This window comes from Mucilaginibacter sp. Mucisp86, assembly GCF_047324315.1.
Taxonomy (GTDB): Bacteria; Bacteroidota; Bacteroidia; order Sphingobacteriales; family Sphingobacteriaceae; genus Mucilaginibacter.
Map to the genome: position 1 here is coordinate 4497946 of NZ_CP168503.1, position 22535 is coordinate 4520480.

The 22535-nt window shown below is 41.1% G+C and carries 14 protein-coding genes; 12 read left to right on the forward strand and 2 right to left on the reverse strand.

Translation table 11 applies throughout. The features are described 5' to 3' along the window. The first annotated feature begins 117 nt into the window (after positions 1-117). The 6 genes from ACEN9X_RS19145 to ACEN9X_RS19170 all read left to right on the forward strand — a co-directional run bounded on the left by ACEN9X_RS19145 (position 118) and on the right by ACEN9X_RS19170 (position 9017). Positions 118-1545 carry an alpha-L-fucosidase gene (locus ACEN9X_RS19145; RefSeq protein ID WP_413666644.1) on the forward strand — a complete coding sequence of 476 codons (1428 nt, stop codon included), beginning with the start codon at positions 118-120 and terminating at the stop codon, positions 1543-1545. A 3-nt stretch (positions 1546-1548) separates the two neighbouring features. Next, a complete protein-coding gene (locus ACEN9X_RS19150; protein WP_413666645.1) occupies positions 1549-2361 on the forward strand; it encodes a hypothetical protein in 813 nt (270 codons plus the stop codon). A gap of 42 nt (positions 2362-2403) precedes the next feature. After that, the gene (locus tag ACEN9X_RS19155) at positions 2404-3297 is read left to right on the forward strand and encodes a helix-turn-helix domain-containing protein (RefSeq protein WP_413666646.1); all 894 of its coding nucleotides are present in this window, start codon (positions 2404-2406) and stop codon (positions 3295-3297) included. A gap of 136 nt (positions 3298-3433) precedes the next feature. Beyond that, positions 3434-6301, forward strand: coding sequence for a histidine kinase (locus ACEN9X_RS19160; protein ID WP_413666647.1), 2868 nt, complete (start codon positions 3434-3436; stop codon positions 6299-6301). A 70-nt stretch (positions 6302-6371) separates the two neighbouring features. Beyond that, positions 6372-7004 carry a response regulator gene (locus tag ACEN9X_RS19165; protein WP_413666648.1) on the forward strand — a complete coding sequence of 211 codons (633 nt, stop codon included), beginning with the start codon at positions 6372-6374 and terminating at the stop codon, positions 7002-7004. Positions 7005-8012: 1008 nt separating this feature from the next. Next, on the forward strand, positions 8013-9017 hold the full coding sequence (locus ACEN9X_RS19170) for a glycoside hydrolase family 43 protein (protein WP_413666649.1): 1005 nt from the start codon (positions 8013-8015) through the stop codon (positions 9015-9017). Positions 9018-9496: 479 nt separating this feature from the next. On the opposite strand, the gene chrA is transcribed toward ACEN9X_RS19170, so the two are convergent. Both chrA and ACEN9X_RS19180 read right to left on the reverse strand, forming a co-directional pair. After that, entirely contained in the window at positions 9497-10114 is a 618-nt protein-coding gene (gene chrA / locus ACEN9X_RS19175; RefSeq protein ID WP_413666650.1) for a chromate efflux transporter, read from the reverse strand. Positions 10115-10202: 88 nt separating this feature from the next. Further along, positions 10203-11258 (reverse strand): HAMP domain-containing protein, encoded by a 1056-nt coding sequence (locus ACEN9X_RS19180; protein WP_413666651.1) that lies wholly within the window; start codon positions 11256-11258, stop codon positions 10203-10205. 614 nt (positions 11259-11872) lie between these two features. On the opposite strand from ACEN9X_RS19180, the gene ACEN9X_RS19185 reads away from it, so the two are divergent. The 6 genes from ACEN9X_RS19185 to ACEN9X_RS19210 all read left to right on the forward strand — a co-directional run bounded on the left by ACEN9X_RS19185 (position 11873) and on the right by ACEN9X_RS19210 (position 22514). Further along, a complete protein-coding gene (locus ACEN9X_RS19185; RefSeq protein ID WP_413666652.1) occupies positions 11873-12454 on the forward strand; it encodes an RNA polymerase sigma factor in 582 nt (193 codons plus the stop codon). Between the two features lie 79 nt (positions 12455-12533). Continuing rightward, positions 12534-13688 (forward strand): FecR family protein, encoded by a 1155-nt coding sequence (locus ACEN9X_RS19190; RefSeq protein ID WP_413666653.1) that lies wholly within the window; start codon positions 12534-12536, stop codon positions 13686-13688. 229 nt (positions 13689-13917) lie between these two features. Further along, on the forward strand, positions 13918-16569 hold the full coding sequence (locus tag ACEN9X_RS19195; protein WP_413666654.1) for a SusC/RagA family TonB-linked outer membrane protein: 2652 nt from the start codon (positions 13918-13920) through the stop codon (positions 16567-16569). Between the two features lie 20 nt (positions 16570-16589). Further along, a complete protein-coding gene (locus ACEN9X_RS19200; RefSeq protein ID WP_413666655.1) occupies positions 16590-17396 on the forward strand; it encodes a hypothetical protein in 807 nt (268 codons plus the stop codon). A 20-nt stretch (positions 17397-17416) separates the two neighbouring features. Then, positions 17417-19069, forward strand: coding sequence for a RagB/SusD family nutrient uptake outer membrane protein (locus ACEN9X_RS19205; RefSeq protein ID WP_413666656.1), 1653 nt, complete (start codon positions 17417-17419; stop codon positions 19067-19069). A gap of 259 nt (positions 19070-19328) precedes the next feature. Beyond that, positions 19329-22514 carry a glycoside hydrolase family 2 TIM barrel-domain containing protein gene (locus ACEN9X_RS19210; RefSeq protein WP_413666657.1) on the forward strand — a complete coding sequence of 1062 codons (3186 nt, stop codon included), beginning with the start codon at positions 19329-19331 and terminating at the stop codon, positions 22512-22514. Positions 22515-22535: the final 21 nt, after the last annotated feature.

Sequence of the window (22535 nt, forward strand, 5' to 3'; positions counted from 1 at the left end):
AAGGTACTTGTATAACAATACAAAAGCGGCAATACCGCGTTGTACATGACCAATTAGCTTGCTAACAAACATTATTATAAACCATAGCAGATATGTTTCTGCTAAAAACACATCCTTATGAAAAAACTTTTTATAGCTTGTTGGCTATTTGTTTTTGTTGCGCATAATGTTTTTGCTCAAAAAGAGCTGTCCCGCGATGAGCGTATGAAATGGTGGCGCGAAGCCCGTTTTGGTATGTTTATTCATTGGGGGGATTATGCCGGGCTGGCCGGTATGTACAAAGGTTATGAGATAGGGCACGGCGGCGAGTGGATTATGAACAGGGGAAAGATCCCGGTAGCTGAATACCAACAGTTTGCCAAAAAGTTTAACCCGGTAAAGTATGACCCTGATGCCTGGGTGAAACTGGCTAAAGAAGCGGGCATGAAATACATCGTGATAACAGCCAAACATCATGATGGCTTTGCCATGTTTAAATCAAATGCCAGCAAGTGGAACATCGCCGACGCTACACCTTACGGCAAAGATGTTTTAAAACCGCTGGCTGCTGCATGTAAAAAATATGGAATTAAGCTCGGATTTTATTATTCGCAGGCACAAGACTGGAATAATCCAGGCGGTGCGGCGGCACGTAAAGTAAGCAGCGAAGGCTGGCCAAATCCCGACTCGGCCAAAATAGATGCTTACACCAAAGAAAATACAGGCCATTGGGACCCGGCACAAACCTCTGCTACAATGTCCGATTATATTGATCGCGTAGCTGTACCGCAGGTAAAAGAGCTGTTAACCAATTATGGAGAGGTCGCTGTAATCTGGTGGGATACGCCAACTAACATGACCGATGAATTTGCTCAAAAACTGCATGATCTGTTAAAATTACAGCCCAACATTATCAGTAACGACCGGCTTAAGCGCCCCAATTTTGCAGGCGATTACAAAACACCTGAACAGAAGATCCCCAACCTGAGCGAGCTTGATGGAAAAGATTGGGAGACCTGCATGACCATGAACGGTACCTGGGGATATAAAAGCTACGACCATAAATGGAAAGCCCCTGAAACATTAATTCATAACCTCATTGATATTGCATCGAAAGGAGGTAATTACCTGTTAAATGTTGGCCCTAACGCCGAGGGGGAATTTCCGCAGGAAAGTATAAGTACCTTAAAAAAGATGGGTGAGTGGATGAAAGTGAACAGCGAAGCAATATACGCTACCAAGGCAAGTCCGCTTCAGCCCTTAAGTTGGGGCCGTTGTACGCTTAAGCCAAATGGTAAAAATACTACGCTTTACTTTTCGGTATTTAACTGGCCAACAGATGGTAAATTGACTATTCCCGGCTTAAAGAATGAAGTGGTAAATGCTAAAATGCTGGCCGGAAATACCGTGTTGAAAACTACGCTATCCGGCGATGGGCTAACTATAAATGTGCCTGACAAAGCAACAGATGGTATTGCCACGGTAATTAAAGTAGAGGTAAAAGGAACTATGGGAGCCCAAACTGCCAACCCAACCAGCAGTATGAAAACCGGTGCGCTTGATTAACAAATGAAACAGAAATTAACTATGTTTTTTAAAGGCCTTTTGATAATGGGTTTGCTGCTTTTTAACAACCTGCTTAAAGCGCAGGTTGTTTTAAAAGCGGACGGAAGTGATGACGCGTATCAGCAAATATCGCATGTGTTAGGCGGAGATGCCTGTGAAGTGCCGGATTGCGTACATCATGTTAAACACATTACCGAGGCCTTTGATAAGCAGTTAGGCGAATATGTTTTTGTTTTTCATAGCCATGCTAAGGAAGATAATGATCGCTGCCGTAATTACGACAGGGAGCGGGTGGAGATCAAAACCTATGGCCCATCGGCCGCTAAACTGAAAGGCGAGCAGGGTGAAACGGTTGTTTATAAATGGAAATTTAAAATAGATAGTGGTTTTAAAGCACAGCCAACTTTTACCCATATCCACCAGATCAAAGCAGGTGACGGAGATGCCGGAGCACCAATTATAACTTTTACGCCCCGCTTTGGTGAGCCTGATCAGTTTGAGATCATTCACACTGGCTCCACAAAAGGGACTTCGCAAGGGGTTTTAATGCGCGTTAACCTGGCCGATTTTAAAGGTAATTGGGTAGAGGTAACGGAAAAACTGCATTATGATAGCCAGGGTGCTTACACCGTAGAGATTAAAAGGATTGCAGATAATAAAGTACTACTCAGCTATGCCAATACCAATATAGACCTCTGGCGAAACGGGACTTCATTTTGCAGGCCTAAATGGGGAGTATACAGGAGCCTGAAAAGCCCGTCATACATCCGGGATGAGGACGTAAGTTTTGCCGATATAGCTATTCTTGAACAATAGTTTTTATATAGTTTATTTAACCAAACAAACAGATTAAGTTGAATGAAGCCACATTTACTGAAAGTATCAGCAGGGCCGGCTCAATCCTTTAGTATGAGGCAAGACCTTGTTCCCTGTATGAATAACCGCTGGCATTATCATCCCGAAATCGAGCTGATCCATTTTAAAAAAGGTAGCGGAACACAGTTCATAGGTGATAGTATACGTCAATTTAATGAAGGAGATATTGTAATGGTGGGAGCTTATCTGCCACATTACTGGCGGTTTGATGATATGTATTTTTCGCAGCACGATGAAAGAAGCAAGGTTGATATTCGGGTAGCTCATTTCAGTGAAAATTTTTGGGGTAATGGGTTTTTGCAGCTGCCTGAAAATAAGTTGATCAAAACTACCATTGAAAGGGCCAGGAGGGGGATTCAGATTACCGGCAAATCAAAAAAGATCATTGCTGAAATTATGGAAATGATGCTTACTGCCGGAGGGTCAAAAAAAATTATTTTATTGATGGAGGCTTTAGATGCGATAGCCGAGTGTGACAAGGCGGTTTGCTTGTCATCAATTGGGTTTAGCCCCAATGTGGAGAAATCGCAAAATGACTGTATAAATGCTATTTATGAATATTCATTGGCCAACTTCAGAAATAAGATACATATGGATGAACTTGCCGACCTGGTCGGGATCAGTCCAAACTCTTTTTGCCGTTATTTTAAATCGCGTACAAGCAAAACCTATTCTAAATTTTTACTGGAGATAAGGGTTGGTCAGGCCTGTAAATTGCTTATAGAAAATAAGCTGCCCCTTAAACAGCTGTGTTATGAAAGTGGCTTCAATAACTTTACAAATTTTCATAAGTATTTTAAGCTTATCACGGGCAAAAGCCCTTTAAATTATCAAAAAGAGTTTATCCAGGTAAAATCGAATTCATTATATGAATAAAGTAATGGCCATATCTATTTAATTAATAGCATTTCTTTTTATATTTATCAGTTAATATAATTGCATAAAACCATACAGTCCGTATCATTGTATGATGTTAAAAAGGCAGCAATGTTAAATTGATACAAATAATAGGATGCCTCTAAAAAGCTATTTTTTTAAACTTTTAATATTAACCCTGTTTTTACTCCCGTGGCGGTTATTGGCCGACACTCCCTACCAGGTAGTATACCTGAAAAATTATAGCGCACCTGATGGACTGCCCAGCTCACGTGTTAATTATTTGATGCAGGATAGCAGGGGCTTTATCTGGATAGCTACAGATAAAGGTGTTAGCAGGTTTGATGGTCAGCACTTCAAAAATTTCACATCGGCCGACGGGTTGGAAAGTAATGAGTGTTTTCGCATAGCAGAGGATAATTATCACCGGATTTTTTTTTACTGTAATAATTATCGCTTTTGTTATTACGAAAACGGACTTATTCATAAACTTGATTCGCAGCAAAAAATATTGGTGTTGCCTTTTGCCAATTTCTTTTTTAACCGATATAATGAACTTTGCGTAAATTATGCCCTCAGTACCAAAGTTTATCATTTTCCGGAGTTAAAATCAAGAACACATAACATACAGCATTTGGTTGGGTATACTTATGGCCCCCAAGGGGAAGAATTTGTCCTGTCTGAAAATGATCTTAACATGCTCGAAAAGGAGCTTTCGGGAGGGCTATTAAGTTATCAAACAGCCAAAAACAATACTAAACCTTACAGGTTGGCTTTACAGCAAAATCATTTGTTATTGTTAACTAAGGATTGGGTACAGGTTTATCAGATAAAAAAAAATGGCATTGTTCCTGTCAATAAAGTCTATTTTGCAGGCAACGTTACTTCCGTTTATCCTACCGGTAAAAATACTGTCGCCGTTACAACTGTAAAGCAAGGCACATACATTATAAACTATCTTACCGGCGAACGTAAAAACTATCTTAACAATAACATTACTACGGCTACGGTTATTGACCGCGAAAATAATATTTGGTTTGGCAGTTATGATAAAGGCTTTTTTTTAAGTACCAATCCCGAAGTCAGGGTTATTAACAAAGAAAGCGGCCTGGCAAATGAGGATGTTTTGAAACTGGGCATTGCAGGCGGATATCTTTTTACAGGGCATATTTTAAGCACGCTTGGCTACATGAAGCTCGGCGCCAATCAATGGTCATCAATAAGCAGCATAACTATAAAGCAGGACAGGTCCGATTTTAACAGGATAACCAGCCTGGTTACAATTCCGGGCAACAGGCTCATAATTGGTACAGATAATGGCATATTCGCATTAGATGTTTCTAATAATAACCCTTTATCGTGGCATCCTGTAAAATTCTTCTTTGGCCCTATAAAAGGAATTACTCCATGGCCTGATAAAGAAGTATGTTTTATTTCACAAAATTCTGTTCTTGTATCGTCAGGTCAACTCAGACATACGCAAGGCTATGCATTTGAAAATTTAAGATTGACATCTCTTGCCTGGTATAAAAATAACGTACTGGTAGGGTCACTTTACGGGTTATATAGGTTTACACCTAACGGCAAAGATGTTGGCTATTATGCCAAAATATTGGCTGATAAAGGGATAGATATTATTAAATGCCTGGCCTCAAATAATGAAGTATGTGCAATAGGTACCGAAGCAAAGGGGGTTTTTTTGTTGGTAAGAAAAAGAATTGTTCAGTTTAAATCTCCTGTTATTTCTCCTGGCGATATTCGCAAACTGGTATGGACAGATACTAATACACTATGGGCCTGTACGGCAAATGGCGTAAGCATTATCAGCTTTAGTAATAATTATCAAAATTACAAGGTAAGTTTGCTAAATACCAGTAATGGGCTTCCTTCAGATAATGTTGCCGACGTTGTGCAGAATGGCGCTGATTACTATATAGCCACAGATCAGGGGATAGCGGTGACTCAAAATTTAGGGAACACCAACCTGCCCAGACCGGTGTTGATTAATGATGGAATACCCGGAACTCAAAACAGATTTACCTATGGCCGGCCCATCGTATTTAATTGCGTTGCCTTATCCTATAAAAGCCTGGGTAAAATACAATACCGGTTCAGGCTCAAAGGGGTTGATAAAAACTGGAGTATCGCGCCATCTGGCGAAAAACGGTTTGACTTGTTGCCGCCCGGTAGCTATGAGTTAGAAGCAGTGGCTGCCGATCGTTTTAACCAATTAAGCCCATCGCTTATTTTTAGATTTACCGTTATGCCTTTATGGTATCAGCAGTTGTGGTTACAGGTTTTGGCTGTGTTAAGTGCTGTAGTTGTAGCTTTTTTACTGGTACGAAAGTATTATCAGTCCATCATAGGCTTACAAAAAAAGGACTACGAAAATGCACTTGCCCTGCAACGTGAACGTCAGCGCATCAGCAGTGAGGTGCATGATGATTTGGGTGCAAGCATATCTGGAATTAAACTGCGGACCGAGCTGCTAAGCCGTAAGACAGCCGATCAGCCTGCTTTTAAGGAAATAGATGCCATTCATGAAGCGATTACGGATATCTCTACCCAGATGCGGTTAATTATATGGAGCCTTGACGCCGAAAATGATGAGGTGAGTAACCTGGCCAGCTTTATTCATAAACAAGCCATTAAGATATTTGAATATAGCAATATTGAACTTCATGTAAATGCATCTGTTAGCGAAACCTCGGTTACCATTAGCGGCGAAAAAAGACGACAGGTATACCTTCTTGTTAAGGAGGTTTTAAACAACATTGTCAAACATTCGGAGGCGCAAAATGCGTTTCTGGAAATCAGTCTTTACAGGAACCGGCTGCATATCAGTATCCGTGATGACGGCCGGGGCTTTGACCCTGACCTGCGTAAATACGAAACCATGGGGATCCGTAATATTTATGAGCGCGCGAAAATATTGGCTGCCGATCTGAAAATTGACACTGCACCAGGCAAAGGCACATCCATCAACCTTAAACTAAACCTTTAGACTACCCCATAATAGGTATAAAGAAAGCCGGGATAATTTAAGATATTAGCATTTTATATTCACCGCAAGCATGCTCCAGATAATTTTGTTAGAGGATAATTTACATTACCGGCGAGGGTTGGAACAGATTATTCACGATATGAGTGGAGTAAGTTTAATTGGGTCATATGCGAATGCCGAATCTGTATTAAAAAAAATAGATCAGCTTAAACCGGATATCTTTATAGTTGATATAAACCTTGAAGGCATATCGGGCATTGAATTTATACGGCAGGCTAAACCTTTGCTTCCAGATACTGAATTTTTGGTGTGTACTATAAATGATGACAATACCAATATTTTTGAATCATTAAAAAGCGGGGCAACAGGTTATATGCTTAAAGAATCATCGGCCGATGAGATCAAAAATGCTATTATCGAAATCGCGGCAGGTGGTTCGCCTATGAGTGCTTACATCTCGCGCAGGGTGATAGCATCTTTTAATAATGCCGCTACAGCAAAAGCAACCCCTGTTGCCACCGAAAACCTGACAGAGCGTGAGGTTGAGGTACTTAACCATCTGGCGCGCGGCTTGCAATACAAAGAAATTGCAGATCGCCTTGAAATTTCAACAGGTACCGTTAAAAAACACATCCGTAATACCTACGTCAAGCTACAGGTGCAAAACAAAGTAGAGGCGATTAATAAATTCCGTGCAATCTGATATACCACTTTTTCAGTATTGCAGAGGTCGGGAGTTACCCCTAATTTAGCGTCATAAAGAAACTAAATGGTGGATATTTAAAATTAGATACCACTTAGTGATTTAAAACCTGGACCTTATCATAAATCTAAACTAATTAACCGGCACGGTTGTGACGGTTTTTTTGTGCGTAATATTGCATGTAACGATATCGCCGCAGGATATATTTTTTAGTTACGGAACTACAGGGGCAACATAGGCTGGGGTGCCGTAACAGGCAATAATGGTTACGCTGTCTGGATAGTAGATCGGTAAACAAGGGCAGTTGTAGCGGCAAGCGCAATGCTGCTACAGCTGCAACGTTCGGTAATATTCCTATAAGCAGTTTTTCAGGTGCTTCCGGTGCATATGTTGTACAGATAAAGACGCTTGGGGTGCCGGGCACAGCCTACATCATCTATGGCGAATAATCAATAAATATCAATCCGCAAAATAACATGAAACCAACTGTGTAAACAGTTGCTTATGCCAACGTGGCGCAATTCCCCAAGGTATGAAATATGAATGTACGGCTGGTGCCTGGTTTGGGCCGGATGCTTTCTTATGAATTATATGTTTGTGAAACGGCTATTTCGACAGATCAAATAATAGCTTTATACAATAAAAAAAGCCAGGTAACATTAAATATGGTTTATCATGAAATGAGCAGGTAGCCATTATCCGGGATACACTCTCCGGCTTCCTGGTGATTGAGGGACGGATTTTCCAAAAATATGATGATAAAACTTTAAGGATAAAAGTGGATGCTTGCTGTAATTTTCCTTTGTAAAGTGTTCGAAGAAATTGACATAGGAGATTTTTTGAACGCCTCCGTTATTGGTGTTTAGAGCAATATTTTGAAATTTCAACCTTGCTCCATTCAGCTGTGATTTGTTTTCATTCTTTGACCAACTGATACTTTGGACAATATTTTATTTATAATAATGAGTATCATTGCCATTGTGCATTGTCTAAAATAAAATCGACCTAATGAAAAAGAAACATCTCGCACTTATTACATTATTAATAATTATTAAAAGTTTAGCCTTTGCAAATACAAACAACCCTATTGCTGATACGCTTGTACACGGTAAGGTATTAATTGATACAGATGGGAAACCTGTTAATGCGCACGGGCCTGGTGTGATGTATCATCAAGGTGTTTATTATCTTTTTGGCGAAATAAAAAATGGGAAAACCTGGCTTGTTCCGGGGCAAAACTGGGAAGATTACCGGGTGCCGGCGGGCGGGATATCCTGCTATTCATCCACTGATCTTAAACATTGGCAATACAGGGGTGTGGCTTTAAAGCCTACACTTAATGACCCGGACAGCGATCTGGATACAGGCAGGGTAATAGAAAGGCCTAAAGTGATCTATAACGAACTTACAAAAAAGTTTGTGATGTGGATGCACATAGATAAAAATGATTATAACTACTCGCGGGGTGGTGTGGCCGTAAGTGATAGCCCGGCCGGGCCATACCAATACCTGGGCAGCGTAAAACCTAATGATCAAATGTTAAGGGATATGACCTTATATAAAGATGATGACGGGAAAGCTTACCTGGTGTACTCATCCGAGGATAACAACACGATGCATGTTTGCCTGTTGAGTGATGATTATTTAAAACCAACAAAAACATATTCAAGAATATTTGAGAACCAGAAAAGAGAGAGCCCGGCTATTTTTAAGAATGAAGGGAAATACTATTTAATTACTTCTGGTTGTACGGGCTGGTCGCCGAATGCAGCATCATACGCAGTTGCCGATCAGGTTATGGGGCCCTGGAAGCAGCAGGGTAATCCATGCAGGGGGGTAAATTCAGAGGTAACTTTCTTTTCGCAGGGGGCTTTTGTTCTGCCTGTTATTAACGAGCCGGGAAAGTTTATTTTTATGGGAGATGTTTGGAATAAAACCGATCTGGAAAAATCTACCTATCTATGGTTGCCTTTCAATATAAATAATGAGAAAATAGAAGTTTATAATCCTTAACCTATCGTATATAGCTTTTAGAACTAAGCTCCCCGAAAGCAAGAATGTGTTAATATAAATTATTAGTTAAGTTTCGTTGATTTGATAATTGATAAAATTTTAAATGATTTTATGCTATAGCTCTCCAATTGGGACATATTATCTGATTACGCGTACCAATCACACTGCACATTTTTTAAAATATCGTCATGATCAATAACTGCAATAAATTGGTATCTGATTTCAGATAGTTTCACTGCAGGCCGTATTTCTGTATTTTGTTACTAATAGTTTATTTTCTATAACGTTCTCACTGATTTACATACTGCAAACAACTGGCAGGTAGTTACCGATGGCAGTCCGCAGCAGAAATTCAGGCAGGTTGGGGGGATAAAAGTGAATGATTGCTGTAATTTTTCCTTTGTAAAATGTTCAAAGAAATTAACATGGGGATTTTTTGAACACACTCATATTGTCGAACCTATCCGCTATTAAATGATTTAAATTATTTTAATAACTGTGCCAACTAATGCAGCTATGCCGATAATATAAGGCTCCTGCATTTTTTTAATATACAGCAATGCCAGAACTGTTGCTATAGCTATTAGCGCGGTTGGAATATCTGTGATCGAACGCATTCCAATCACAATCACCGAACCGACCAAAGCACCAATCACTGCTGCGGTGATACCATCTACAAAAGCTTTGATGCTGGTGTTTTTGGCGATCTTTTTAAATGAAGGTGCCAGGGCAACAGTAAATAGATAACATGGCAGAAAGGTAGCCAAAACTGCCACACAGGCTCCCGGAAAACCTGCGACGAGGTAGCCAATAAAACCAACCGTGATCACCACGGGCCTGGGTGTGATCATGGCCACTGCAACCGCATCCACAAATTGATTTTCCGTTAGCCAGCCAAATTCTTTAACTACACCTCCATGCAGAAACGGCACAATGGCCAGTCCGCTGCCGAATACAAAAGCACCGGCTTTGGCAAAGAACCAGCCAATCTCCTGTAAGGTCTTGCCATCATATTTCCAGAAGCCGGTAGTGATCAATATTCCGGCCGGCAATACTGCAGGTTTTTTGATCCATTGCGGTGGTGCTTTGATCAGCATATACAAAATACCACAGCCCAGGAACAATAGTAGCTCCCTTACTGCAAACGGCAGTTGGGGTTAATCTGCTCCGGTTTATGAATATGGCTTACCCTTTTGTTTTTTTTAAGATCTGGATCGTTCCAACCGAATACCCCGCAACCTGCAATGAATCAAGATCAGTTTTTAAATTAGGTACTACAACTTCGAAGCTATTCTGCTGAAAATATAATACTTTACCATCCTGGTTGATTTTCAAAGGGCTTTCGTGGTCATTATTCTCCAATATCACTTTCAGCAACGGATGGTCTTTGCTTAATTCCAGAACCGATTGGCCAATAACCGGCTTTTCGCCCAGGTTTAGGATTTTCTTAGCTTCATGATTGATGAACAGGAGCTCCTGTTTTTCATTGACTCCCAGCACCGCGTCCCGCATTTCTTCAATGAGCATTTTTATCCGTGATTCTGCTGCGATTACTTTAGTTAGGTTATCGTTTTCACGCTCGCCAAGGTTTCCCGCCATAGTATTAAATGCTTCGGCTAATTGGGTAAACTCCTCACTGGTATTAAACTTAAGCCGGGTGTCGTAATTTTTTTCACCAATCTGGTCAAGACCGTCTGCCAGTTCACGAAGTGGGTTCAGTATGAACCCGGGAAAATTGACAATTAAAATGAAAAGAATGAAAAATGTAATAAAGGCTGTACTTCCGAGGTATAAAGTAGCTTTGTTTACTGTTGAATGGGTGTATTCATTCTTAAGCTCAATGGCATGCATGTTTAACCCTTCAATTTGTTTTAGCTGCAAACGGGCATTTCGCTCCGCCTGTTGTTTTTGATTTAAATCTGAAGCCTGATCAGTCAGCGAAGTAAAGGCCTGCCGTAAGCTGTCGGTCGCTGCTTTTTCACCGGGTTCTGTAATATTATTTTCCTGTTTTTGAAGAGCCTGATCAAATACATTTGCGGAGCCGGATGATAATGGTAAATCATTTTCATCCAAAACAGAGCGCATCTCCCGGGTAAATGTTAATGTTTTATAATTATTTTTCAGGGTAACATTTGCAGTTTCGGATATCACCTTAATATAGTAAACAGAGATAGCACCAAAAATTAGCACAATGATAAACAAAAGGCCGAATCCCAAAAGAAGCTTTTTTTTGATTTTCATGATGGTACGATGAGTTAGTGGAAACGCTGTCCTAATTTAGCTAAAGATAATTAAATATCCCTTGTTGTTTTACCTTAAGAATTTAGCCTTGACGTAGCTGTTTGAGCTGAGTATGACCAACCCTGTACTACCTCGAAATCCATCCTTTCACTGCATCAGTCAGGATATAAGACTTTGCCGTTCTTTTTACGGAAGTTAAAAACGAAAAACTGCTGTGATTTTTCTTTCAGAAGGTGCTCAAAGAAATTAGCGTGGGGTATTTTTTGAACACCTCTAATATAAGTTGATATAGTCTTTATCCGGGCAAGTGGCTTTTATCTCATCCCTCTTGCTTGATCTATATAGTAATGCCCCTTTTTGTAGTTTGCTGTTAGTCAGTGGAGTGGAATAATATACTCTTTTGTTTTAAATAGATTTTATCAGGCATAATTGTGAATGATACCAAGCGTTTAGCAAAGTGTTATGGAGAAAATGATCACTATTGGCGGATAACTTTGAAATGCCCGGTCATAGAATTTGTCTAAAAAGAATTACTAAAAGTTTGTCAGATAAATCGAAGTACATGTTTTGCAGTTTTTATTAAAATTACAGTACATTCGTTATTTAAACCAGTTATGTCCCCTAATCAGATCCTTATTGACCAGGAGTTGATCACGTTGCTAAAAAACGATGACCGGGGAGCTTTTGCCACAATTTATAAGCGTTATTGGACCGTGATGTACATGCATGCGCTAAAGATGGTCAGGGATGAAGATGATGCCAGGGACATTGTTCAGGAAGTGTTCACTTCTTTGTGGATTAAACGGCAATCGATAAACCAGGATACCAACTTAGGTGGTTTTCTCTTCGTGTCAACAAAAAACAGAGTACTTGACCTGGTGGCCCGAAAGCGGGTGAAATTTGATTACCTCGATTCGCTTGCCACGTTTGCCAGCACCTACAATAACCAAACGGTGGAAAGTATAGAGGAAAAGGAAATAATGGATGCACTGGACAAAGAAATAGCATTGCTGCCCCCAAAAATGAAGCAGATATTTGAAATGCGCATCTATCAGCACTGTACATATAAAGAAATTGCGGATGAGCTCAACATATCCGATAAAACTGTCAAAAAGCAGGTCAGTAATGCGATTAAGATAATTCGGCCTAAGCTCCATCATCTTTCATCAATTGTTTTGATCCTATCGGGCTTGTAAAAATTCTTAATTTTTTTTCATTTCTTCTACTACTTCATCCCGGGTTGGCCGTTTCACTAAATAATAGCCAAAATAAACCATGACCAGGGAACAAGCACAGGAATTACTAGAAAAGCATCAACTCGGTAAGTGTACGCCGGAAGAACAGCAACTTCTTGATCATTGGTATTTAAGTGAGGCCGCTAAACAACCGGTAGCAGAAGAACCAGCCAACCCGCAAAGGGATGAGAAACTGATATGGGACAGGATTACTAAAGAAATTCCTGAAGCAACCAAAATCGTACGTTTTAAAAAACGGTACTCAATTGCAGCCGCGGCAGCCGTTCTTATCTTTGTTTCGTTTGGGGCCTGGTTTTTTGTGAAGCCGCATCAGCCCGTTAAGCAGCTGGCCCAGCAATATTATATCAAAAATGATATTTTACCAGGTGGCAACAAAGCCATTCTTACGCTTGCTAATGGAAAACAGATTACACTAACCGGTGCCCATAACGGAACCCTTGCCGTTCAGGGTACTGTGGCAATTAATAAAACAGCAGACGGACAAATCGCTTATAATTCATCAAAGGGTTCACCGGCGTCGGGCGGTACAGAAAAGGTTGCTTATAACACAATGACTACGCCCCGCGGAGGGCAATACTGGGTTGTTTTGCCCGATGGCAGTAAAGCTTTATTAAATGCCGCTTCTTCGTTAACCTTTCCAACATTCTTTAATGGTAATGAACGTAAGGTTGAGCTTACCGGCGAGGCTTATTTTGAGGTGGCACATAATGCTGCTAAACCATTCAGGGTTTACAGTAAATCGCAGGTAGTAGAGGTTTTGGGTACACATTTTAACATCAATACATATGATGATGAACCCAATATAAAAACCACGCTGCTTGAAGGGAAAGTGAAAGTAACGTCCGTTGTAAAAAATCAGGTCCGAATTTTAAAACCGGGTCAGCAGGCGGTATTAAATCCTCTTGCATTTAATGTAAATGATGTTGATGTGGAGGATGTAACAGCCTGGAAGAACGGGACTTTTATATTTGAAAATAATGATATTCAACAAATCATGCGAATGGTTTCGAGATGGTATGATGTGGATGTGATATATAAAGGCAATCTACCAGCCGACAAATTCACCGGCTCTGTATCCAGGTTCAGTAATGTTTCCGAATTACTAAATACACTTCAGCTTACCCGGAAAGTGCGGTTTAAAATAGATGGAAAGCGAATAATAGTATCAGAATAAACTTAAGCAAGCAATTAACTAACCAGAATAATTACCTAAAAACCGAGAAAAAATATGAAAAGAACATTACGAACGTAACCGCAAAAAGTGGGTACTACAAAAAACGTGAAAGTGTACCACCACTTTCACGTCAAAAATTTGAGTTAACCCATCAATCTGTCCGCCCGTCTGGCGAATAGAAAAAATTATTGGTCAATAAATCTTGTTTTAACCCAAACTATTCAAAAGTATGAAAATATCTGCTTTTAACATAGGTGTGCCCAAACTACGCATACCCAAAAAGTTATTATTGGTTGTGAAAATAACTACACTTGTTCTTTTAGTTGCAATAATGCAAGTCAGCGCATCTTCCTATGCGCAAAGGATAAATCTTTCTGAAACTAACGCTTCTTTAAAAAAGCTGTTTAAAGAGATCAGGAAGCAAAGCGGCTACAATTTCATTTATACTGAAAGTATGATGAAGGATGCTAAACCTGTTGATATACATGTTAGTAATGCCGGTATTATAGATATCCTCGATAAAGTGTTTCATGATCAGCCACTTTCGTATACCATAAGTAATAATACCATAGTCATTAAAGAAAGAGAAAGTGCTGTTTCGGATAATATCTTATCCTTCATCCCGATAACCGTTACCGGGACTGTTAAAGATGAAAAAGGCGAACCTTTGCCGGGTGTTACCGTAGTTGCAGAGGGGACTTCTAACGCCGTATCGACAGACAATAACGGTAAATACACCATCAAGGCCGATAGTAAGCAAACCTTGGTGTTTTCATTTGTTGGGTATAAAACGGTAAAACGAATTATCAACAATGAGCAGGTGATAGACATTTCGCTGGAGCCCTTATCAAAGGATTTGTCAGAAGTGGTTGTAGTAGGCTACGGTACCCAAAAAAAGGTAAATTTAACCGGAGCTGTTGCCAGTGTTGGCGCAGATAAGCTGGAAAGCAGGCCGATTACAAACCTCGGCGATGGTTTAAACGGGCTGATCCCCAATTTAAACGTCAATATCAACAATGGACAGCCGGGTACCGGCGCCAGTTACAACGTAAGGGGGTATACAACTATAAGCGGAAGTCCTAATCCTTTGATATTAGTTGACGGTGTACAGCGCGATCCTAACCTGATAGATCCTAATGACGTGGCGAGTGTAACTGTACTGAAGGACGCGGCTTCGGCCGCAATTTATGGAGGCAGGGCTGCCTTTGGTGTAATTTTGATAACTACTAAAAATGCCAAAAAGGGGGCTATGCAAATCTCTTATTCCGGCTCGTATACAACATCAAGGCCAACCAAAATCCCTGACTATATTAATTCAAAAGATTATCTGAATATGTTTAACGCTGCCCAGCGGTCGGGAGCGCAAAGCGGTGGCTATACATCAAACGATCCTTTTACCGCCCTGGATTCTACCAAGATCATGGCGTATTTTAATGATCCGGCACACAATCCTTCAGCCTATGTTGACCCGGGTAACCCGCAGCGGTACCGCTATGTGGGTTACACCAATTGGATTAAGGTGTTATATCCGGGCTGGGCTCCTCAGCAGCAGCATTATTTATCAGTATCCGGCGGCGAAGGAAAAACCACATATTCGGCTAATATGGGCTATTTTAACCAGGATGGCTTGGAAAAAGTAGCCAACCAGGTATATAAACGGTATACACCGAGCTTAAAAATCGTGTCTGAGGTTGCAAAATGGTTAACGTTCAACTTCAACATGTCCATGACGCATACAGATAATAACCAAAGCGCGTATACCAATCAAAGCAACCAGGGCGGAGCCTGGATCCCCAATGACTTAAGGCCTCTGATGCCAGTTTACAATCCCGACGGTAATTATTCGGGCCAGGGAAATTACACCAATCCCGTGGCTGTAATAAAACAAAATGGCAGGGATATCAACTCCGAAAACGATTTCTGGACTACAGGCCGTATTATACTAACGCCGGTAAAGCACCTTACCATAACATCAGATTACACCTGGAACAGCTATACAGCTTTTGACAGGGAACAGGTGATCCCATTTAATGAATATGGTGTTGACGGCGCATTTTTAAATATCTTCCCGCATACCAATCCGTCAAGGGTATCAGAATACAGGCATAATGATAATTACAATGCTTTTAACGCTTATGCTACGTATGAAAATATATTCGGTTCAAAAAACTACTTTAAAGCGCTTGCCGGATATAACCAGGAGTATTTTCATTATGTATTAAGCAATGCTACAGCCAGGAACCTGATAGACCCTACACTGCCTGCCATAGGCACAAATAACGACCCTAAGCCAACTGTTGGCGGCGCAGAAACGCAATCAGCTTTGATAGGTTCGTTTTTCAGGTTGAACTATATCTATGATAAAAAATACCTGCTGGAGGTAAATGGCAGGTATGACGGCACGTCCCGTTTCCCTGCCGATCACCGATACGCCTTTTCACCATCGGTTTCGGCAGGCTGGAATTTAGCCGAAGAAAGCTTTATGGATGGGCTTAAAAGTACTATCAATGAATTAAAAATAAGGGCTTCGTATGGCCAGTTGCCCAACCAGCAGGGCTCAACCGGTGTGTCTTCATCGTTACAATATCCTTATATAGCTACACAAAGTGCCGGTACAGTTGGCTACTTATTCAATAATCAACCCGGTGTTACTGTAAGCGCGCCGGGCCTGATAAGTACCAATCTTACCTGGGAAAAAGTACAAACTAAAAACCTTGGTTTAGATTACGCTTTGCTGAACAGCAGGTTGAGCGGAAGCTTTGACTACTTTATTACCGATACCAAAAATATGCTGGTTGCCGGGCAGCAGTTGCCGGGAGTTTTAGGTACGGGAGCGCCTTTAAGAAACGCTGCCAATCTCCGACAAAAGGATGGGAATTGAGTATTAGCTGGAAAGACAGGATGTTTAATAATCAGTTGTTTTACAGTGCAACCCTGGGCCTTTCAGACTCAAGAAGCACCATAACAAAGTATGACCTTAACCCAACATTGAGCATTGGGGATTATTACCCCGGCCAAAAGCTTGGAAGCATCTGGGGTTTTGTAAGTGATGGCTTTTACAAAACAGACGCCGATGCGGCAAAGGTTGATAATAGCGCGCTTGCGGGTTACACCTGGCTTGCCGGCGATATAAAATATACCGATCTGAACCACGACGGGAAAATTAGTTATGGCAGCAATACAGTAACTAATCCGGGCGATCAAAAAATTATAGGCAATACAACCCCGCGTTACAGGTTTGGGCTCAACTTAAACCTGGCCTATAAAAACTTTGATTTCGCAGCCTTTTTACAAGGTGTTTTAAAAGCCGATTTTGTTCCTAACGATTATGTTTTTTATGGGTTTAAAGGTAACGAATGGAACATTCCATATGCATATGCAACTGATTACTGGACGCCACAAAACCCCAACGCTTATTTTGCGCGCCCAAGGTTTAATGGCTCGGGAAACCAGCAAACACAAACCATGTATTTGCAAAATGCCGCTTACTGCCGTATAAAGCAGCTAACACTGGGATATTCCCTTCCGTTGCCGCTTATCAGCAAAATAAGCTTGCATAAGGTACGTGTGTATGTTACCGGTGCTAACCTTTTTACCATAACATCCATGTTTAAAGGTTATGACCCCGAGATTGTGAGCAATGGCGGCAATTTCGGCACCTATCCTATTAATAAATCGGTATCGTTTGGCCTGCAAGCCACTTTATAAACCCTTAATCATTAAATGAGATGAAAAATAAGCATATTATATTCATGGTATTTTTTGCGATGATTGCATTGGCATCATGCAAAAAGGATAGCTTCCTTAACCGTTATCCGTTAAGCGACATCAGTCCGGAAAACTTTTTTAAAAATGAAACCGATTTGCAGATTTATTGCAATCAGTATTATGCTACATTGCCTGTTCAAAATTTTGTGAATGCCGATGACAATTCTGATGATAAGGCAAACGCATCTATCAATACATTTCTTGCCGGCACGTCAACGGTACCTACCACCGGCGGGGGCTGGGATTTTAGCTTTATCCGTACCTGTAATTTTTTCCTGGCTAATTATTCAAAAGCAGCCATTGGCGATGATGTTAAGAATATTTACGTAGGTGAAACACTGTTTTTCAGGGCAAATGATTTTTGGGGCAAAGTAAAAACATTTGGCGATGTGCCTTATATTAATAAATATATTGTTGATACTTCCAAAAGTGTTTTGTACGGAACACGTATGCCTCACAAACAGGTAATGGATTCCGTTTTAAAAGACCTTAATTTTGCAGTTGCCCACCTCCCTGAAGAAGCGCCTGATGGCCGTTTAAATAAGTATATGGCGTTGGCCTTAAAAGCAAGAGTATGTTTGTGGGAAGGAACTTATCGTAAATATTTTGGCGTAGGCGACGAAACAGTTTATCTGCAACAAGCTACCGATGCTGCGGAACAGCTCATGAATTCGGAGAAATTTAATATTTACAGTACAGGTAACCCTCAAACCGATTATTATAATCTGTTTATACAGGATGAGCTGCAGGGTAACCCCGAAGCAATTATGCCCATGCGTTACATAACAACAGTATTGACCAATAATTTCGACAGGCAACTGGGCGAAGCAGGTGATGGATACACCAAGGATTTTGCCCGCTCATTTTTATGTACCGACGGTAAACCAACCTCGCTTAGTTCGCTTTATAAAGGTGATGATACGCCTGATAATGAAGCCGCTAACCGGGATCCGCGGTATAAACAACAGATTGCTACCAGGGGCTTTGATTTCTTAAACGGAGATCTTATTACGCTGCCGCGGATAGGCACCTCAGTTACTTCAACCGGCTATCAGCCTATAAAAGGCCGTTCATCAAGCCTGGCCGCCTGGAATGCAGGTCAATCTACGTTTGATGTGTTTATTTTCAGATATGCCGAAACCCTGCTGATAGAAGCTGAAGCCAAGGCTGAATTAGGCCTTTGTACACAAACCGTATTGGATAATACGATCAACAAATTGCGTGGCAGGGTAGGGATGCCGCACATGATCATTACCAGCCTGGTTAAAGACCCTAAATCTGATTTTCCAGCCCTGCCTGTGCTGATAGACGAGATCAGGCGTGAAAGAAGGGTTGAACTGGGATCGGAAGGCTTCCGTTTTGATGATCTCCATCGCTGGCATGCAGGTACAATGATCAATAATCCTGAAACGGCCTTAGGTATGAAACTTACGCCAGCCCTAAGGGCCCAATACCCGGCAGACCAGGTTAGCAATATTGTTGTTGATGGAAATTATTACATCAAAGTTTACCCAAGTGTTACCCGCACATGGAATGATAAATTATACCTGAACCCATTACCAATACAGGAATTAACCCTAAACCCTAATCTGAAGCAAAATCCGGGGTGGTAATGCCAGTGAGCTGATTACTAACAACGTGAAACCGGTTTAACCACGGCTTTGCCCGTTTTTGGGTAAAGTTGTGGTTATTAAACAAGTTAATTGAAGCTATTAACCAGGAACTTGTAACGAATTTATGCTTGTGCGGAACCAACTTCAAGGTCGGCAATATCAAATATTGGGTTTCAAAAACCTAAATGTGTTGTGCTGTAGATGCCAGATTTAAGCAACGCAAATGGGGCTACTTCAATTATTAACATTATTTATTCTGATGGATTTTAAAAAAATACTCACATTTTGTTTCATTTTAACAGGCTTAAGTAAAACCTATGGCCAATTGCCTGATTGGGAGAATGAACAGGTTTTTGGTATTAATACAGAGGCTACACATGTAACGTATATTCCTTATGCCAGTACCCGGCAGGCTTTAAAAGATGTTACAGAAGTATCGCCATATTATTTTAGTATGGATGGACAGTGGAAATTTAATTGGGTAAAGCAACCATCTGAAAGACCTGTAAATTTTTATCAGCAGGGTTTTGACGATGCTGCCTGGAAAACCATTACGGTACCCGGTAATATGGAAATGCAGGGCTATGGAACTCCTATTTATACAAATATTACTTATCCGTTTAAAACAAACCCGCCAAAAGTGATGAACCCTGCGCCGGCTGATTGGACGGTAAGCAAAGAGCCTAATCCTGTAGGATCATACCGGCACAATTTTGATATTCCTGTCAATTGGGGCGGAAGGGAAATCTTTGTCCATTTTAATGGTGTACAAAGCGCTTTTTACATTTGGGTAAACGGGAAAAAAGTGGGTTACAGTGAAAATAGCATGAGCCCTGCCGAATTTGATATTACCAAATACGTAAAGCCAGGTAAAAATTTGATAGCTGTTGAAGTATATAAATACAGCGATGGCAGCTATCTCGAAGATCAGGATATGTTCCGTTTCAGCGGGATCTTCAGGAGCGTGTTCGTATATGCTGCGCCGAAACTGCACCTGCGCGATTATTTTATGCAGTCGAACCTATCAGCAGATTTTACTTCGGCAAAATTTTCAGTAAAAGCGGCTTTACATAACTATGGAACAAAGACGGAAGCAGGTAACCTGGAAATTGCTATCTATCAGCCCAACGGTACATTATTAAATAACCAAACCTTTATTAAGCAGGATATTGCAGCAATTAACGGCGGCGCCGAAAAAAGCTACCAATTGCAGGGGCTGGTAAATAAGCCTGCGCTTTGGTCGGCAGAGGAACCAAATTTGTATAAAGCAGTATTTACGCTTAAAAATAAAAAGGGAGAAATACAGGAGGTAACGGCATCCGAATTTGGTTTTCGCAAAGTGGAAATAAAGGACAGCCGCCTGTTTGTAAACGGTAAACCTGTACTGCTGAAAGGCGTAAACCGCCACGAGGTACATCCCAAATATGGTAAAACAATACCAGTGGCTACCATGATCCGTGATATTGAATTGATGAAGCAATATAATATCAATACGGTACGCACCTGTCACTATCCGGATGATCCGGCCTGGTACAAACTCTGTGATGAATATGGTTTATATGTTATTGACGAAGCCAATCTCGAAACGCATGGTATGGGAGATGAGCTTACCAAAAATCCCAATTGGAAACCAGCCTATGTTGACCGGGAAACGCGACTGGTAGAACGGGATAAAAATCATCCCTCGGTAATCGTTTGGTCAATGGGCAATGAATCATGGGGAGGAGAGAATTTTGTGGCCGGCCGGGCAGCCATACTGGCGCTTGACCAATCGCGGCCTATTCATTACGAAGGCCAGAACGATGTGGCTGATATTGAATCAAGTATGTATCCTTCCATCGGTGATTTAACTAAAGAAGGGGAAAAAAGCTCTCCTAAACCATTTTTTATGTGCGAATATGCCCATGCCATGGGTAACGCTGTAGGTGATCTTAAAGAGTACTGGGAAACCATCGAATCGCACAAACGGTTAATAGGTGGCTGTATCTGGGAATGGGTTGACCAGGGCGTGAACAAAGCAATCCCCGGGGATACAACCGGAAAAACCTTTTTTGCCTATGGCGGTGATTTTGGTGATAAGCCCAATGACAGCACGTTCAGTGTCAAAGGCCTTGTTACATCCGACAGGCAGATAAAGCCAGAAATTGAAGAAGTAAAAAAAATCTATCAATATATTAGTATAAAGGCCCGGGACCTGTTGCAGGGTAGGGTGAGCATTACAAATAAATACGCTTTTATCAATTTAAACAGGTTCGATCTTACCTGGACTTTAGCCGCAGATGGCAAAGTGGTTCAATCAGGTACGCTGCCCGCTTTGAACCTTCCGGCCGGGCAAACTGCAATTGTTGATATCCCTTACCAAAAGCCAGCGTTGTTTGCAGGTGCACAGTATTGGCTAACGATATCTTTTAAGCTTCATGAGGATAATTTATGGGCCAAACGAGGGCATGTGGTAGCATGGCAGCAGATGCCTATGTCTTTTGAACAAACAGAAGGCCCGGTAATCGATGTAACTACGCTTCCCGACTTAGCTATCACGGAGAGCGATCAGAATTTAAACATTAAAGGCAAGACATTTACGCTGGCATTTGATAAGCATACGGGTACTGTATCGTCAATGGTTTATACAGATAAAACCATTATTAGTGATGCTCAAAACGGCCCCATGTTTAACCTTTACCGTGCGCGGATGGACAATGACCGCACGAAGGAGAGGGGGCCTTATATTGAATGGATGAAGGCGGGTTATGACAGCTTACAATATCACCTTAAGAGTTTTACAACTGATAAAATTGATAATAAACATGTACAAATAACTACGGTTACAGATGCCATAACGCGCTCAGGGTTTAAGGTGACCACAACCATAATCTATACTGTTTTTGGTAACGGGTTTATCAATGTAGATGCAAAGTTTAATCCGGGAAAAAATGACCTGGATATACCCCGGCTGGGATTGAGATTGTTCTTAAATCCGGGTTTGGAACATGTGGAATGGTATGGACGTGGCCCACATGAAAATTATTCAGACCGCAAAGAGTCGGCTGATTTTGGGCAATATCAAAAAACAGTAACTGAAATGCTGGAACCCTATGAACGGCCCCAGGGAATGGGTAACCGTGAAGATGTACACTGGCTAAAGGTTACCGATGAAGAAAATGCAGGTGTAATGATAGTTGCTAATGGAAAACTGAATTTTACAGCACTTCATTATACCGATCAGGACCTGCAAAAGGCAGATCATCTGTTTCGATTAAAAGCACGCAGGGAAACCGTATTAAGTCTGGATTATAAGCAATTGGGCATAGGCAATGCCAGCTGTGGTCCAATAGCGCTACCTGAATACTATATTCCAGCAACACCGGCAGGCATTTCTTTTAATATAAGGCCCTATACGCCAATTGATGGAGATGCTGATGACTATGCCAGAACTTCAGTAAAATGATAACAAATACATTTATTTCAA

Excerpts from the sequence above, each read along its gene's own strand:
- ACEN9X_RS19190 (WP_413666653.1), top strand. The coding sequence starts at position 12,534 with ATGACCAGGGAACAAGCACAGGAATTACTAGAAAAGCATCAACTCGGT.
- ACEN9X_RS19200 (WP_413666655.1), top strand. The coding sequence starts at position 16,590 with ATGTTTAATAATCAGTTGTTTTACAGTGCAACCCTGGGCCTTTCAGAC.
- ACEN9X_RS19145 (WP_413666644.1), top strand. The coding sequence starts at position 118 with ATGAAAAAACTTTTTATAGCTTGTTGGCTATTTGTTTTTGTTGCGCAT.
- ACEN9X_RS19160 (WP_413666647.1), top strand. The coding sequence starts at position 3,434 with ATGCCTCTAAAAAGCTATTTTTTTAAACTTTTAATATTAACCCTGTTT.
- chrA (WP_413666650.1), bottom strand. The coding sequence starts at position 10,114 with ATGCTGATCAAAGCACCACCGCAATGGATCAAAAAACCTGCAGTATTG.
- ACEN9X_RS19210 (WP_413666657.1), top strand. The coding sequence starts at position 19,329 with ATGGATTTTAAAAAAATACTCACATTTTGTTTCATTTTAACAGGCTTA.
- ACEN9X_RS19185 (WP_413666652.1), top strand. The coding sequence starts at position 11,873 with ATGTCCCCTAATCAGATCCTTATTGACCAGGAGTTGATCACGTTGCTA.
- ACEN9X_RS19180 (WP_413666651.1), bottom strand. The coding sequence starts at position 11,258 with ATGAAAATCAAAAAAAAGCTTCTTTTGGGATTCGGCCTTTTGTTTATC.
- ACEN9X_RS19170 (WP_413666649.1), top strand. The coding sequence starts at position 8,013 with ATGAAAAAGAAACATCTCGCACTTATTACATTATTAATAATTATTAAA.
- ACEN9X_RS19150 (WP_413666645.1), top strand. The coding sequence starts at position 1,549 with ATGAAACAGAAATTAACTATGTTTTTTAAAGGCCTTTTGATAATGGGT.
- ACEN9X_RS19155 (WP_413666646.1), top strand. The coding sequence starts at position 2,404 with ATGAAGCCACATTTACTGAAAGTATCAGCAGGGCCGGCTCAATCCTTT.
- ACEN9X_RS19195 (WP_413666654.1), top strand. The coding sequence starts at position 13,918 with ATGAAAATATCTGCTTTTAACATAGGTGTGCCCAAACTACGCATACCC.
- ACEN9X_RS19205 (WP_413666656.1), top strand. The coding sequence starts at position 17,417 with ATGAAAAATAAGCATATTATATTCATGGTATTTTTTGCGATGATTGCA.
- ACEN9X_RS19165 (WP_413666648.1), top strand. The coding sequence starts at position 6,372 with ATGCTCCAGATAATTTTGTTAGAGGATAATTTACATTACCGGCGAGGG.